The organism is Kosakonia sp., from assembly GCF_032104925.1.
GTDB lineage: Bacteria > Pseudomonadota > Gammaproteobacteria > Enterobacterales > Enterobacteriaceae > Kosakonia.
This window is the reverse complement of the sequence record NZ_DAMCGF010000003.1, coordinates 134360-149154: the sequence shown is the minus strand read 5'-3', so window position 1 is coordinate 149154 and position 14795 is coordinate 134360. Positions and strand designations below refer to the sequence as shown.

Here is a 14795-nt window from a genome sequence, read left to right as displayed (position 1 = left end):
AGGCTCACATCTAAAAGGAAGCTTTATGCAGGTCACTATCGATGGTGTCCCATATGCGCCTTTCTGCAACACGACCACCAGCCGCATCGGCATAGCCATTTCCACACATAACCGCGCTGGTGTGCTGAGCCAGGCGCTGGAGCATCAACTCAAGCATCTTCCTCCTGGTGCGCTGGTGGCTGTAGTTGACGATGGTTCACAGCAACCAGCGGTAGTACCAGACGGCATTAAGCTGATCCGACACGATAAATCGCTGGGCATCGTGGCATCGAAGAATGCCAGCCTGTCCGCACTGATGGATGCCGGGTGCGAGCATCTCTTTTTGTGGGACGATGACGCATGGCCAATTGCTGATGGCTGGTGGTTGCCTTATATCGATTCACCCGAGCCGCATTTGAGTTATCAGTTTCTCGATCTTGCGGGCGCGCGCAAGCTGAACGATATTGCGGTTTTGTATCGCGACGATAAGCATGTGGCTTACACCGGCCAGCGCGGCGTTATGCTCTACTACCACTGCAGCGCGATAGAACGCGTCGGCGGCTTTGACCCGATTTACGGACGCGGCATGTATGAGCACAGCGATCTGGCAATGCGCATCCACAACGCCGGGCTGACCTCATGGGCCTTCGCCGATGTGGTTGGTTCAGAAAAGCTCATTCACTCGCTGGACGAGCATGAACAGGTTGAACGCTCGGTACCGCGTCCGGATCGGGAAGAGCAGGTGAAGCGCAATGTGCGGATTCACAACGAACGGCGCGACTCCGGGTATACCGGCTATGCAGAGTATCGCCAGCGGCATGATGTTGTGATCACCACTCTGTTAACCAGCCAGCCTGACCCGCAACGCAATGAGCGTATGACGGCAGAACCCGGAGTGCTAGCGCGCTGGGCGGCATCAATCAAAGGCGCCGAAGCTGTGGTGCTGGCAGACCAGCTCACCAGCGCACCACCCGGTGCCAGTCTGGTTAATGTGCCGGAAGTAGCGATGAACGTTTATTTCCGGCGGTGGCTGCATATCTGGCAGCACCTTCGCGATCATCCTGAATATCACTTCGTGTGGTGTACCGATGGTACCGATGTCGAAATGCTCCGCGAACCGTGGGCAGATATGGTACCGGGTATGGTTTACGTTGGCTCCGAGCCAAAGACCTATGCCGATGCATGGGCGCGGCAGCATCATCCGGAGCGCATCTATCAGGACTTCATCGACCAGCACCGTAACGATGTGATGCTCAACGCCGGGTTGCTTGGCGGTCTGCGTGAAGACGTGATGGCTTTTGCTCATGGCATTGTACGGCTGTATTACCTGCTGGAGTGTCACCGCTTCTGGAAGACAGAGAAAGCACCGGGAGCCGTCGGCGATATGCTGGCCTTTGGCATTGTGGCGAAACGCTTTGGCGGTCGCATCGTGACAGGCCCGGCAGTGCATACGGTTTTCAAAACAAACGGTATTGGTAAAGAGGTGGCATGGTGGCAGCACAAGTGAGATTTGTGGTTGTTGGCCATCACTCCCGGCGTCAGCAGGCCGATAGCCTGGCATCGCATATCGGCGCGCACCTGGTTATTGATGAGGATAATCATGGTGCTAACTGGAATCACCGCCGGGCTCTCGAATGGGCGGCCGAGCAATCATGCCGTGTGGTGGTGCTGGAGGACGACGCACTGCCGGTGCCGTGGTTTATCAATAAGGTTATCCCCTGGCTTAATGGCAAGCCTGATGACTTGATTAGTTTTTACCTCGGCACTGGCCGCCCGCCTCAGTATCAGGCGCAGATTGCCGAGCGGCTCATTGCCGCCGACAGGACGCGCGCAGACTACATCATACTGCCGCAGCTCATTCATGGCGTGTGTTACAGCGTGCCGCCTCAGCATCTACCGAGGGTGCTGGAACGCTGGGATAGCAATAAGCCCGCTGACTTCGCGCTGGGTGACGCATGGGGTGCGCCGGTGGTGTATCCCTGCTGGTCGCTGGTTGATCATGCTGACGGTGAACCGGTAGAGCGCCATCCCGATGGTGAGGCGCGGACGGAACGGCGCCGCGCATGGAGGGTTTCTTAATGCCAGCAGCGATACCGCGAGCATGCCGCAAGCGCGGATGCTCTGGAACAACCACAGACCGATCAGGTTACTGTGACCAGCACCGCAACGAAGGCTGGCAACGGCACCAACGCGGTCAGAGCCGCCACCAGCGTGGCTATGGCAGTAAGTGGGACGTGCTCAGGGCTGAGGTGCTGAAGCGCGACAAACATCTGTGCCAGAACTGTAAACGCAACGGGCTGATAGCACCGGCAAAGACAGTCGACCATATCATTGCCAAAGCTAACGGCGGAACAGACGACCAGACCAATCTCGAAGCCCTGTGCTGGTCATGTCACCGTTCGAAGACGGGGCGCGAAAGATTCAAATGAGAACAGATATCAACAAATTGATTGCATTTGCAACTATATCGATGTGAATGATATCGATTCTCATCAAGGGGGAGGGTGGGTCAAAAGTTCAGAGGGCTGCCTGCTAAGGACCGCCGCCTAACCTCTTTTCACAACGCCGCAGGTTAGAAAACTTTTTTATGGGGTCCCCCATTCGATGATTAATAGGAGTTTTCGATTATGTCAGGACCACCGAAAACCCCGACCCATCTACGTTTGGTGAGGGGTAACCCATCAAAACGCCCGATTAACGAAAACGAACCAATACCCGCAGCAGGGGTACCCCCAACGCCGAAGCATTTCGACAAGCAGGGTAAATACTGGTTCAGGCGTATGGCTGAAGAGCTCGATGCGCTTGGCGTCATGTCGCAGCTGGACGCGAGAGCGCTTGAGCTTCTGGTTGAGGTTTACACCGAGTACCGGCATCACTGCGATACGCTGGAGAGAGAAGGCTACACCTACGCCGTTTATAGCGACGAAGAGCCAGACGAAGGCAAAGAGCGTGAGATTCGCATGATCAAGGCTCACCCGGCCGCCATCATGAAAGCTGATGCCTGGAAACGTCTGCGCGCCATGCTCGGTGAGTTCGGCATGACGCCAGCCAGCCGCTCTAAAGTGAATGCAAAAGGTCCTGATGCGGTTGACCCGCTGGCCGAGTTTATGAAAGCGAGGGATTAATGGCCAAGGTTGCAGAAGGCATCCGCTACGCCGAGAGGGTGGTGGCGGGGGAAATTATTGCCTGTGAGTATGTGCGCCTTGCCTGTCAGCGTTTTCTTGACGATCTGGCACACGGCGAAGAACGCGGTATTTTCTTCAGTGAGCCGCGCGCGCAGCACATTCTGAATTTCTATAATTTTGTGCCTCACGTAAAAGGCGCCCTGGCAGGACAGCCTATTGAGCTGATGGACTGGCATGTTTTCATCCTGATTAATATTTTTGGTTTTGTTATCCCGCTGGTAAACGAAGAGACGGGGAAAACCGTCCTGCGTAACGACGGCAGCGGTCGGCCGGTGATGGTTCGGCGTTTTCGTACAGCAGATGTTGAGGTGGCCCGTAAAAATGCCAAATCAACGCTTTGCTCCGGCGTGGGGCTTTATATGGCTGGCGCAGACGGCGAGGGCGGGGCGGAGGTTTATTCCGCTGCAACCACCCGTGACCAGGCGCGAATTGTTTTTGAAGACGCGAAAAATATGGTCAAGAAGGCGAAAGCCACTCTTGGGCGGATCTTCGAATTCAACAAGCTCGCTATCTACCAGGAGCAAACGGCCTCCAAATTCGAGCCTTTATCATCAGATGCGAACAACCTCGACGGCCTGAACATCCACTGCGCCATCGTCGACGAGCTGCATGCTCATAAAACCCGTGACGTCTGGGACGTTCTGGAGACGGCTACCGGCGCGCGCCTGCAATCGCTGCTTTTCGGTATCACCACCGCCGGCTTCAACAAAGAAGGTATCTGTTACGAACTACGCGATTACGCAATTAAGGTCCTACGCGGACTGGTTAAAGACGATACGTTTTTTGCCATCATCTACACCTTAGATGAAGGTGACGATCCCTTTGATGAAAAAGTATGGCAGAAGGCGAATCCGGGGCTGGGTATCTGTAAGCGCTGGGATGATCTGCGACGTCTGGCTAAAAAGGCGAAAGAGCAGGTTTCGGCCAGGATTAACTTTTTCACCAAACACATGAATATCTGGGTTACCGCTGAGTCTGCCTGGATGGACATGATGAAATGGGAAAAATGCGAGTTTATCGCCCCGCAGCACGAACTTAAAACCTATCCCTCCTGGGTGGGCGTTGACCTTTCAAACAAAATTGATATCTGTGCAGCTGCTAAAGTCTGGCGCGCGCCAGGTGGCCACGTTCATGCGGATTTTAAATTCTGGCTGCCGGAAGGACGCCTTGAGAAATGTTCACGCCAGATGGCAGAGCTCTATCGTAAGTGGGCCGAGATGGACAAGCTGATCCTTACCGACGGGGATGTAATCGACCATGCTCAGATTAAGGAAGAGTTGCAGGTGTGGGTTGCTGGCGAGAGTCTGAAAGAAATTGGCTTCGATCCCTGGAGTGCGACGCAGTTCAGCCTTGCGCTGGCAGAAGAAGGACTGCCGCTGGTGGAAGTACCGCAGACGGTTCGCAATTTCTCTGAGGCGATGAAAGAGGTCGAAGCACTGGTATACGGTGGCCGCTTCCATCACAGCGATCATCCGGTAATGAACTGGATGATGTCCAACGTAACCGTTAAACCTGACCGGAACGAGAACATTTTCCCGAACAAGTCCACACCAGAGGCCAAGATTGATGGCCCGGCGGCATTGTTCACAGCAATGAGCCGCGTTCTGGTTAACGGTGGCAACGACCAGCAGGATCTCTCCGGATTCTTCAATAATCCCATCATGGTAGGTTTCTGATGAATAAAAATAAGCAGCCGGGCAGGGTGAAAAGCGCTCTGCTCAACTGGTTGGGCGTCCCCATCAGCCTTACCACCGGGACGTTCTGGCAGGAATGGTACGGCACAAGCAGCAGCGGAAAGGTGGTGACGGCTGACAAAGCAATCCAGCTGTCAGCGGTATGGGCCTGTGTCCGGTTGCTGAGCGAGTCCATTTCAACCCTGCCGCTGAAAATTTACGAACGGCAGGCAGATGGCTCTCGAAAGCTGGCGCAGGGCAATCAGGTTTATCAGGTTTTATGCCGGAAGCCCAATCTCGAAATGACACCGTCGCGCTTTATGCTGATGCTGGTGGCCAGTCTTTGCCTGCGGGGTAACGCCTTCATTGAGAAGCTGTATATCGGCAACAAGCTGGTTTCACTGGTTCCGCTTCTTCCGCAGAACATGGTGGTGAAACGTCTGGATACCGGGCGACTGGAATATACCTACACCGAAAACGGCAAAGAGCGCGTGATCCCGGAAAAGAACCTGATGCATATCCGCGGCTTTGGCCTGGATGGCGTCTGCGGCATGATGCCGATGATGGCCGGGCGCGATGTGATTGGCGCAGCGATGGCGGTGGAAGAGTCCGCCGCCAAGATTTTCGAGAACGGGTTACAGAGTTCGGGCTTTCTTTCAGCTGAGCAGGCACTGGACAAGGATCAGCGTGAGCGCCTGCGGGGTTACATGCAGGCGTTTACCGGCTCGAAAAACGCCGGAAAAATCATGGTGCTTGAAGGCGGTCTTAAATATCAGAATGTCACCATGAACCCGGAAGCCGCGCAGATGCTTGAATCACGATCCTTCAGCATAGAAGAGATCTGCCGCTGGTTTCGCGTGCCACCTTTCATGGTCGGGCACACCACCAAACAAAGCAGCTGGGCATCGAGCCTGGAGGGGATGAACCTCCAGTTCCTGACCCACACGCTGCGTCCGTTACTGGTTAATATCGAGCAGGAAATTTCACGGTGTCTGCTGGGCGGTGAAGAGGATGTTTTTGCCGAGTTCAGTGTTGAAGGTCTGCTGCGTGCCGACAGTGCCGGGCGAGCGGCGTACTACACCAGTGCGCTGCAGAATGGCTGGATGTCGCGTAACGACGTTCGCCGGCTGGAAAATATGCCTCCTATCGAAGGCGGTGATATCTATACGGTTCAACTCAACCTGACACCGCTTGAAGATCTGAAACAGAGCAGCACAACCGCTCAGGCTATGGCACTGCGAAGCCTCCATAATCACGTATTCCCCGATATTCCTTTCGAACAGTCACCGCTGAAACAGGCGGCCTAGGAGAACCCATGACAATCAGAAGCCTTCCGGCGGCGCCGGAGGGGCGGCCTTTTGCGCGCGAAAAACCGGATCTCCCGGCATCTGCACTGGAGCGCTGGAACGGCGGCATTCGTGCTGCAGGCAGTGATGACAACAGCATCTCGATTTTTGACGTGATCGGGAAGGATTACTGGGGAGACGGGGTTTCTGCCAGTCGTATCGCTGGCGCGCTGCGCTCCATGAATGGTGCTGACGTCACCGTGAATATCAATTCACCGGGCGGCGATATGTTTGAAGGCCTGGCGATTTATAACCTGCTTCGTGATTACGAAGGCAAGGTGACGGTGAAGGTGCTGGGCCTGGCTGCCTCTGCTGCATCCATCATCGCGATGGCCGGTGACGAAGTGCAAATCGGGCGTGGCGCATTCCTGATGATCCATAACTGCTGGGTAGTCGCAATGGGAAACCGGCACGACCTGGAAAAAGTCGCTACTGAAATGGCGCCCTTTGATAAAGCGATGGCCGATATCTACTCTGCGCGCAGCGGCCTGAAAGCGGCTGACATTGAATCAATGATGGATGGCGAAACCTATATCGGCGGCAGTGAGGCAGTTGATAAAGGTTTTGCCGACAGCCTGCTTTCTGCCGACGAAATTTCCACCGAAGACGAATCTCCCGCGGCGGCGCTGCGCAAACTCGATGCCCTGCTGGCGAAAACCAACACCCCGCGCGCTGAGCGCCGGAAACTCATTAAAGCCTTAACAGGTGGCATGCCTGGCGCTGCCCCCACCACTGACGGTACGCCGGGCGCTGCCGACGACATTAAACCAGAAACCATCTCATCTCTTGAAAACGCCCTGGCTGCGTTAGTCAAATAAGGATCCGCTATGTCTGAAGTAAACGATATTCTGAAAAAAGTCACTGCCAGCATTGAAGAAGCCACCGGCAAATTCAACGCAAAAGCAGAAGAGGCGCTGACCGAAGCAAAGAAAACCGGGCAGTTGTCTGCTGAAACCAAAGAAACCGTCGATAAGATGGCTTCTGAATTTAACGCCCTTAAAGAGGCTGAGAAAACCCTGAAAGCCGCCCTGGGTGAGCTGGAGCAGCAGGTTGCGCAGATGCCGCTGGCAAATGCAAAAACCGTTATTGAAACCGTCGGTAAACAGGTGATTTCTTCCGAGGCGTTAAAAGCCTTTGCCGCCAGCGCGGAAGGTGGCAAACGCGTTAGCGTTCCGGTGAAGGCCGCGATCACTTCCCCTGACCTGCCGGATCGCGTTGTCGAGCCGCAGCGACTGCCGGGGATTGATACCGCGCCGAAACAGCGTCTTTTCATTCGCGACCTGATTGCGCCTGGGCGTACCACCTCACCGGCTATTTTCTGGGTGCAACAGACTGGTTTCACCAACAACGCGAAGGTTGTTCCGGAGAATACGGCCAAACCGTACAGCGATATTGAATTCGCCACCAAAATCACGCCGGTGACTACCATCGCGCATATGTTCAAAGCCTCCAAACAGATCCTGGACGATTTCGCGCAGTTGCAGTCGACCATTGATGCCGAAATGCGTTACGGCCTGAAATATGCCGAAGAGCAGGAAATCCTTTTCGGCGACGGCAGCGGCGCTCACCTGCATGGCATCGTCCCGCAGGCATCAGCGTTTGATCCGGCGTTTCAGGTTGAGCATCAGAACGGGATTGATATTCTGCGTCTTGCCATGCTGCAGGCGCAACTTGCCCGTTTCCCTGCTTCCGGCCATGTCCTGCACTTCATTGACTGGGCGAAGATTGAACTGACCAAAGACAGTCTTGGCCGCTATATCCTGGCTAACCCGGCGGCACTGACCGGCCCGACGCTATGGGGGCTTCCGGTCGTGGCGACCGAAGCGCAGCAGTTCATCGGTAAATTCCTGACAGGGGCGTTTAATGCCGGTGCGCAGATCTTCGATCGTGAAGATGCCAACGTGGTGATTTCCACCGAGAACACCGACGACTTCGAGAAAAACATGATCTCGATTCGTTGCGAAGAACGTCTGGCGCTGGCGGTGAAACGCCCGGAATCGTTCATCTACGGTTCTATTTCTGCCGCTTCCGGCAGCTAAGGTATACGGCGGCCTGCGGGCCGCCTTTCTTTAAGGCGATGAGTCTATGGAATTCCTTGAATTGTCCGTGGTGCGCGGACATTGCCGAATCGATGATGATTTTACAGGCGATGATAACCTGCTTGAAATTTTCACCGGGGCAGCGGCGCGATACGTCCAGACCTGGACACGGCGCAAGCTCTACAAAACCAGTGATGAACCGGGTTTTGCTGATGATGCCGATCGTCTCCTGCTCGATGACGATATCCGCACAGCGATGCTACTGCTGATTGGGCACTGGTACGCCAACCGTGAAGCGGTAAATATCGGCAATATCACTTCCGAAATTCCACTGGCGGTGGAGGCTTTGTTACAGCCGCACCGGATTTATGGTCTCTAGGAGGTGCCATGCAGGCGGGAAGACTGAATCAGCGCGTGCGCATTATGAATTTCACAACCATCAGATCCCCATCAGGACAGCCTGAGAATGTCTGGCAGGATGGCAGCGATATTTATGCCGAAATAAAAGGCATCAGTGGGCGTGAGCAAATCTCATCTGGTGCTGAAATGGCCGAAGCAACGATCCGCGTATGGGTTCGCTTCCGTACCGATATCACTGCCGCCTCAAAACTGAAGGTGCTGACCGGTCCCTATAAAGGACAAATCCTTGATGTTGCCGCGCCGCCTGTTGCGGATTCAAAAGGCTCTCAGCTGGAAATTCTGTGTAAGCAGGGGGGGAAACCGTGATCGATACGAAACTGGATTTTTCCGGCTTACTTGATTTATCGGACGATCTCGCCGCGCTCAGTAAAGCGGAAAACCGCAAGGTGATGCTTGACGCCACGCGCGCCGCGGCCACCATTTTTAAAGATGAAGCAGTTAAGCGCGCCCCGGTGCGATCCGGGAAACTGAAGAAAAACATCGTGGTGATCACCCAGCGTGACCGCAATGGCAACATCACATCCGGTGTGCATGTTCGCGGTACGAATCCGCGCACCGGTAACAGTGATAATTCCATGAAAGCCAGCAATTCGCATAACGCGTTCTACTGGAAGTTTGTTGAGCTTGGCACGTCGTATATGGCGCCCGTTCCGTTTATCCGCCCGGCCTATGATGCCAGGCAGGAAGACGCAACCAATGCCGCTTTTGCGCGTGCGAATCAGGCGATTGATAAGGCGCTGTCAAAATGACCGAGACCGATGTTTTTTCACTTATTGGCTATCTGGCCGGTGGGCAGGTTTATCCCGATGTTGTGCCGCTGAATGAGCAGGGTTCACCCTCTGTTTCGCCTCCGTGGATCACCTTCACGCTGGTGGATCAGGTTTATGGTGATACGTATTGCGGCCCGGCGGAAGAGAACAGCGCGCTTCAGGTCGATGTGTATTCCCGTACCGTTGATGAGTCCAGGGCGCTGCGCGAGCAAGTGATTGTCGCGCTGATGCCGCTGGGATTCACGCAGATGAGCAAAACCGGCGGCTATGAGCCAGATACAGGCCTGCGCCGGGCAACGCTTGAAGTCCATATCCTTCAGTAATCCACCAATCCCTTAAATCCATAACCGCCAAAAGGCGGTTTTTTTATGCCCGGAGACAGCTATGTCCTCACTTTACGAAAAATCGCAGTTAACGAAGATCCTTATTTCTTCGCTGCCGGCAACGAAAGAAACGATGGGTACCGCCGTCTTTCTTGACCTTAGCTGCACGATCAAAGAAATTCAGTTTACCGGTGGTCAAAAGCAGGATATCGATGTGACAACCCTGTGTTCTACCGAGCAGGAGAATATCAACGGACTGCCAGCACAGTCGGAGATTTCTCTCTCCGGTAACTTCTATAAAAATCCCGCGCAGGACGCACTACGTGACGCATACGACAATGACACAACGTATGCATTTCAGGTCATTTTCCCGTCCGGTAAAGGTTTCACTTTCCTGGCTGAAATTCGACAGCACACGTGGTCATCCGGTACTAACAGCGTGGTTGCGGCCACATTCTCCCTTCGCCTGAAAGGCAAGCCTGAAAATATCGAACCTGGTTCGTAAGGATTATCATGTCATCAATTAAAGAGCTTGCCCTGGCTAAGTTGTCAGGTTTTCGCCATAAAACTGTTGCAGTACCGGAGTGGAACGGCGCAAAAGTGGTACTGCGTGAACCTTCCGGCGAAGCATGGTTGCGCTGGCAGGAGATCGCAAAGACGGGCAATGAGGATGAGGAGCTTTCTGTTTCAGAGCGTGCTCATCGTAATCTCAAAGCTGACGTCGCACTTTTCCTTGATGTACTCTGCGATGAAGATAAACAGCCAGTATTCTCAGTTGATGATGAAGAGAAAGTGCGCCAGATTTATGGCCCGGTACATTCCCGTCTGCTTAAACAGGCACTTGATCTGATCACTTCAGCGGAAGACGCTCAGGAAAAGTCGCAACCCCCGGCGTAAAATTTCTGATGTCGCTTGCGCTCCGCATGGGGCGCACTCTTTCAGAACTCAGGCAGAACATGCCAGCCAGCGAGCTGATGATGTGGATTGAATACGACAGAATAAGCCCTGTCGGAGATATCCGTGGCGACGTTCATGCTGCGCAGATTGTCTCAGCCATTTACGGATCGCAGGGTGCAAAAGTCCCACTTAGCGATGCTATTTTGCAGTGGGGGGGAGATGTGAATGCGGAAGATAAAGATCCGTTCGCTGGGCTTGAGGAAGCATTAACAGAAGCCTCACTATAGGGCGGAGTACCGCCCAATTTTTATTTGATTTGGGAAAGAATTAGTATAATAACGAAGACTAAAATAATAGCTCCAATTGCTTTCCCCATGTTTTCGAATGTTTGTTTTTCCTGTTGTGCTTCTTCATTTATTTTTGTAGTTTGTTCGTTGATAGTGCTGGCGAGTGCATTCATCTCTTCTGTAATAGTGCTGTATATTATTAATTGAGCTTCCTCTGGCTCATTTTCAAAAAATGAGGAAATAACATCATTGCTCTCTAATATTGCTATATGCAAATTTTCCCCTGAGGATAATATGTAATTAAAATAATCATTTTGTACTTGTGCAAGGTTTCTAATTTTAGAACGTACTGACTTATAAATAATCGAACCATCATTTTTATTTTTTATCTCGTAATAATCTCCTGGGTTTCCAGGAACTTCGAAATTCAAGCTCAGCATGCTTCCCTCTTCATTTAAATTGAATGTTCTTAACCATACGACATGGTAAGGACTGATGAGCAATTTTTCTACAGTAAGGTTCATATAATGGCAACTTTGCGCGAACTCATTATTAAAATTTCGGCTAACTCCAGCTCATTTCAGTCTGAAATTGCCCGTGCTTCGCGTATGGGCGCTGATTATTACAAAACGATGGAGGGGGGCGGCAGAAAAGCCGCAGCAGCCACACGTGAATCGCAGAGAGCCTTAGCAGCTTTAAATGGTGAGTTGGCTTCTGTAAAGGCAACCGCTACTGGTCTGGCTGGCGCTTTTGCTGGTGCCTTTGCCACTGGTCAACTTATTCATTATGCAGACACCTGGAATCAGTTATCCGGGCGACTGCGTCTGGCCTCTACCGGGGCAGATGACTTTACCGAGTCACAGCGAGCTCTGATGGATATCAGCCAGCGCACAGGAACATCCTTTGAGGCTAACGCGAATCTGTATTCCCGCATCGCTTCAGCCCTGCGTGACGCCGGATACGCATCTTCTGACGTGGCAAAAGTGACAGAAACGGTCGCCACATCGCTGAAACTGTCTGGTGCCAGTACGGAAGAGGCCAGTTCAGTGATTACCCAGCTCAGTCAGGCTCTGGGTTCCGGCGTGCTGCGCGGCGAAGAATTTAACGCCATTATGGAAAACGGTGGTCGTCTGGCTAAACTGCTGGCGTCTGGTCTGGGAACCACGATCGGTGGTCTTCGTAACATGGCGAATAACGGCCAGTTGACTACTGACAAGATCATTCCACTACTGACCAATGTCGAGCAATTGCGTAAGGAGTTTGACACGCTGCCAGCCAGTATCAGCGGATCGGCTCAGAAGGTTGAAAATGCCTTTATGGCATGGGTGGGCGGAGCTAACAATGCTCTTGGGGCTTCATCTGCCCTGGCTGGAGGGCTGGATAGTCTTGCAGATAATATCGGCGAGATAGCCGCCGTGGCTGGTATTCTGGCCGCCGCTGGAGGCAGCCGAATGTTTGGAAACATGATTAATGGTGCCTCTACTGCAACGGCTAAATTGATAGAGGCTAGGAAAGGTGCCATTGCACTTGCAGACGCTCAGAACTACGCGGCTGTTGAGATTCAGCGCAAAGCTGTAGCAGATGCTGATGCCGCGAAATCGGCATACAACCTCGCACTGGCTGAGGCTAATGTCGCAAAAGGTTCGAATGCCGCAATGTTGGCAACTGACAACCTGATTAAAAAACGTAGCGAGATGATTGCGGCAAATGCCAAGGTCGCGCAGTCCAATTTAGGCGTTGCCGCTTCGCAGCAGGCGCTGAACAGAGCTACCAGCATTGTTGGAGCAATAGGTGGCGGCGCGCGAGGTCTACTCTCTTTGGTTGGTGGTATTCCCGGTGCCTTACTGCTTGGCGCCGGTGCCTGGTACACAATGTATCAAAATCAGGAGCAGGCTCGACGCTCCGCTCAGGAATACGCCAGCCAGATCGATGTTATTAGGGATAAAACATCGAAAATGTCACTCACAGATGCTGATGATAACAGAAAGAAAAGTGTAGATGCACTCGCTGAACAGAATCGACTAATTGACGAACAGGCTAAAAAAATTGGTGCCCTCAAGGGGCAAATAGACCTCCTTAACAAATCTCAGTCTGATCCCTCTCTTAATAACAAAAACAGAGAGGATATTATTAAGGCTGTTGCCATTGCCACAGGGGATTTAGCTGTTGAACAAGAAAGGTTAAATCAGCTTCAGGAAAGAGCAAAATTAATTCAACAATCGCTGGAGGAGAACGAAAGTCGGCATAACGATTTAATCCGAGATGCTGCATGGAAACAAAACGCCCTTTATCAGTCGATGGTCATGATGAATGGGCAGCATACTGAATTTAACCGCCTGCTTGGGCTGGGAAACCAGTTGCTGATGGCCAGACAGGGAATGACTGTCACACCGCTGCGGGTTCCTCAAGCCACAGCCACGCAAAAGCAGATAGACGCGCTTGAAAAAAGTCGCCGTGAGCTTGCTCTTTCGCGCCTTAAGGGCGAGGCAAAAGAGCGAACCCGGCTTGGATACACAGCTGATGATCTGGGACTCACTGCGGATCCTCAATTCCAGACCAACAGAGCAGAGTTTATCAATAATGGTCTGGAAGAGTGGCGTAATAATGAGGCTAACAAGAAGAAACCTAAAGGGCCGAAAACAGATGAAGAAAAGGCCGTTGATACCTATGACAGACTGATCAAGCAGCAGAAGGAGCAAATCGCATTAGAAGGACAGAATACCGAACTGGCTAAGGTGAAATATCAGGTCAGCCAGGGGGAACTGTCCACGCTGAGCGATGCACAAAAACAGACGCTTCTGCAGAATGCCGCCCTGATTGATCAGACCAAAATTAAACAGCAGCTTATTGCATACGAGAATTCACTGGCCGATGCCAATGCAACTGCGCTTGCCGCAAATCAGGCTCAACTTGCAGGGTACGGGCAGGGATCCCGCCTGCGTGAGAGGATGCAGGAAGAGTACAGCATCCGGAAAGAGTTCGGTGATAAGAACACCGATCTGCTGCGGCAGTATCAGGCAAAAGAAATTAGCCAGGAGTTTTATGAAAAAGGGATTGCGCTGAATAAAGAGTATCTCGATCAGCGCCTTCGTGATCAGCAAGCCTACTATGAAGCCTCTGATGCACAGCGCGCTGACTGGGGCGCTGGGATGAGGGAGGGTTTCTCGAACTGGGCAGATGAGGCTTCTGATTACGCATCCCAGACGGCAAACCTCGTGAGTTCCTCAATGGATGGGCTGGTAGGTAGCATATCCGATGCGCTATCTGGTAATAAAAGCAGCTGGGATGACTGGGCTAATTCTGTGCTCCGCTCGATGCAAAAAATACTGATTAACGCCATGCTGGTGGACAGCCTGAAATCTGCATCCAGTTCCGGCGGTCTCTTCTCGTCGATTGGCGGAATGTTCGGCGGTTTATTTGGCGGCGGCAGTTCCGGATCCTCAGCCGGTGCTGGGCAGTCTTTCGCCGTGCCATCTTTCCGGCCAAATGCGAAAGGCGGTGTTTATGCATCCGAAAGCCTGAGCGCGTACAGCAACAGCGTGGTGAATACCCCAACCTATTTTGCCTTTGCAAAGGGCGCCGGGCTGATGGGTGAGGCCGGGCCGGAAGCCATCATGCCGCTAACCCGCTCTGCTGATGGTTCCCTTGGTGTCAGAATGGTTGGCGCTCAGGGGGTAAACTCAGGCGGTGGCAGCACGATTATCCATCAGCATTTCAGTATTTCCGGGAATGGTGATGCCGCACTTAAACAGGCCATGCAGGAAGCCGCCCGGCAGGGGGCACAGGATGGCGCGAAACAGGCAAGGCAGGAACTCCTTCAGGACTTCCAGACCCGCGGGCAGGCGCGCCGTTTGCTGAACGTTTAGTAAGGAGTGA

16 protein-coding genes and 1 pseudogene are annotated in these 14795 nt (G+C 53.1%); 16 read left to right on the top strand and 1 reads right to left on the bottom strand.

The window, feature by feature from the left end; all coding sequences use genetic code 11:
* The first annotated feature begins 25 nt into the window (after nt 1-25).
* The 15 genes and pseudogenes from RT644_RS06875 to RT644_RS06805 all read left to right on the top strand — a co-directional run bounded on the left by RT644_RS06875 (nt 26) and on the right by RT644_RS06805 (nt 10919).
* Complete coding sequence (locus tag RT644_RS06875; protein WP_313626233.1) at nt 26-1486, top strand: glycosyltransferase family 2 protein; 1461 nt, start codon at nt 26-28, stop codon at nt 1484-1486.
* Complete coding sequence (locus RT644_RS06870) at nt 1468-2058, top strand: hypothetical protein (RefSeq protein WP_313626232.1); 591 nt, start codon at nt 1468-1470, stop codon at nt 2056-2058. Before RT644_RS06875 ends, RT644_RS06870 begins: the two co-directional genes overlap by 19 nt.
* The gene (locus tag RT644_RS06865; RefSeq protein WP_313626426.1) at nt 2058-2408 is read left to right on the top strand and encodes an HNH endonuclease; all 351 of its coding nucleotides are present in this window, start codon (nt 2058-2060) and stop codon (nt 2406-2408) included. Before RT644_RS06870 ends, RT644_RS06865 begins: the two co-directional genes overlap by 1 nt.
* Nucleotides 2409-2606: 198 nt before the next feature.
* A complete protein-coding gene (locus RT644_RS06860; RefSeq protein WP_313626231.1) occupies nt 2607-3104 on the top strand; it encodes a phage terminase small subunit P27 family in 498 nt (165 codons plus the stop codon).
* On the top strand, nt 3104-4840 hold the full coding sequence (locus tag RT644_RS06855; RefSeq protein ID WP_248260289.1) for a terminase large subunit: 1737 nt from the start codon (nt 3104-3106) through the stop codon (nt 4838-4840). Before RT644_RS06860 ends, RT644_RS06855 begins: the two co-directional genes overlap by 1 nt.
* A complete protein-coding gene (locus tag RT644_RS06850) occupies nt 4840-6144 on the top strand; it encodes a phage portal protein (protein WP_131413647.1) in 1305 nt (434 codons plus the stop codon). Before RT644_RS06855 ends, RT644_RS06850 begins: the two co-directional genes overlap by 1 nt.
* Before the next feature lie 8 nt (nt 6145-6152).
* Nucleotides 6153-7001 carry a head maturation protease, ClpP-related gene (locus tag RT644_RS06845; RefSeq protein WP_313626230.1) on the top strand — a complete coding sequence of 283 codons (849 nt, stop codon included), beginning with the start codon at nt 6153-6155 and terminating at the stop codon, nt 6999-7001.
* A 9-nt stretch (nt 7002-7010) separates the two neighbouring features.
* Nucleotides 7011-8222 carry a phage major capsid protein gene (locus RT644_RS06840; protein WP_313626229.1) on the top strand — a complete coding sequence of 404 codons (1212 nt, stop codon included), beginning with the start codon at nt 7011-7013 and terminating at the stop codon, nt 8220-8222.
* 46 nt (nt 8223-8268) lie between these two features.
* Nucleotides 8269-8601 (top strand): head-tail connector protein, encoded by a 333-nt coding sequence (locus RT644_RS06835; protein WP_313626228.1) that lies wholly within the window; start codon nt 8269-8271, stop codon nt 8599-8601.
* Between the two features lie 8 nt (nt 8602-8609).
* Nucleotides 8610-8948, top strand: coding sequence for a phage head closure protein (locus RT644_RS06830; protein WP_313626227.1), 339 nt, complete (start codon nt 8610-8612; stop codon nt 8946-8948).
* Nucleotides 8945-9391 (top strand): HK97-gp10 family putative phage morphogenesis protein, encoded by a 447-nt coding sequence (locus RT644_RS06825; protein ID WP_313626226.1) that lies wholly within the window; start codon nt 8945-8947, stop codon nt 9389-9391. The genes RT644_RS06830 and RT644_RS06825 overlap by 4 nt, the downstream gene beginning before the upstream one ends.
* Entirely contained in the window at nt 9388-9735 is a 348-nt protein-coding gene (locus tag RT644_RS06820; protein ID WP_313626225.1) for a hypothetical protein, read from the top strand. Before RT644_RS06825 ends, RT644_RS06820 begins: the two co-directional genes overlap by 4 nt.
* A 61-nt stretch (nt 9736-9796) precedes the next feature.
* Nucleotides 9797-10216: pseudogene (locus RT644_RS06815) on the top strand (hypothetical protein); the annotation flags it as partial.
* Nucleotides 10217-10248: 32 nt separating this feature from the next.
* Nucleotides 10249-10632, top strand: a complete 384-nt coding sequence (locus RT644_RS06810; protein ID WP_409521835.1) for a phage tail assembly chaperone — start codon at nt 10249-10251, stop codon at nt 10630-10632.
* An 8-nt stretch (nt 10633-10640) separates the two neighbouring features.
* Entirely contained in the window at nt 10641-10919 is a 279-nt protein-coding gene (locus RT644_RS06805) for a DUF4035 domain-containing protein (protein ID WP_313626224.1), read from the top strand.
* A gap of 20 nt (nt 10920-10939) precedes the next feature.
* Here RT644_RS06805 and RT644_RS06800 read toward each other — a convergent pair whose 3' ends face one another.
* Nucleotides 10940-11443 carry a hypothetical protein gene (locus tag RT644_RS06800; RefSeq protein ID WP_313626223.1) on the bottom strand — a complete coding sequence of 168 codons (504 nt, stop codon included), beginning with the start codon at nt 11441-11443 and terminating at the stop codon, nt 10940-10942.
* Between the two features lie 3 nt (nt 11444-11446).
* Here RT644_RS06800 and RT644_RS06795 point away from each other — a divergent pair, with 3 nt between their 5' ends.
* Nucleotides 11447-14785 carry a phage tail tape measure protein gene (locus tag RT644_RS06795; protein ID WP_313626222.1) on the top strand — a complete coding sequence of 1113 codons (3339 nt, stop codon included), beginning with the start codon at nt 11447-11449 and terminating at the stop codon, nt 14783-14785.
* Nucleotides 14786-14795: the final 10 nt, after the last annotated feature.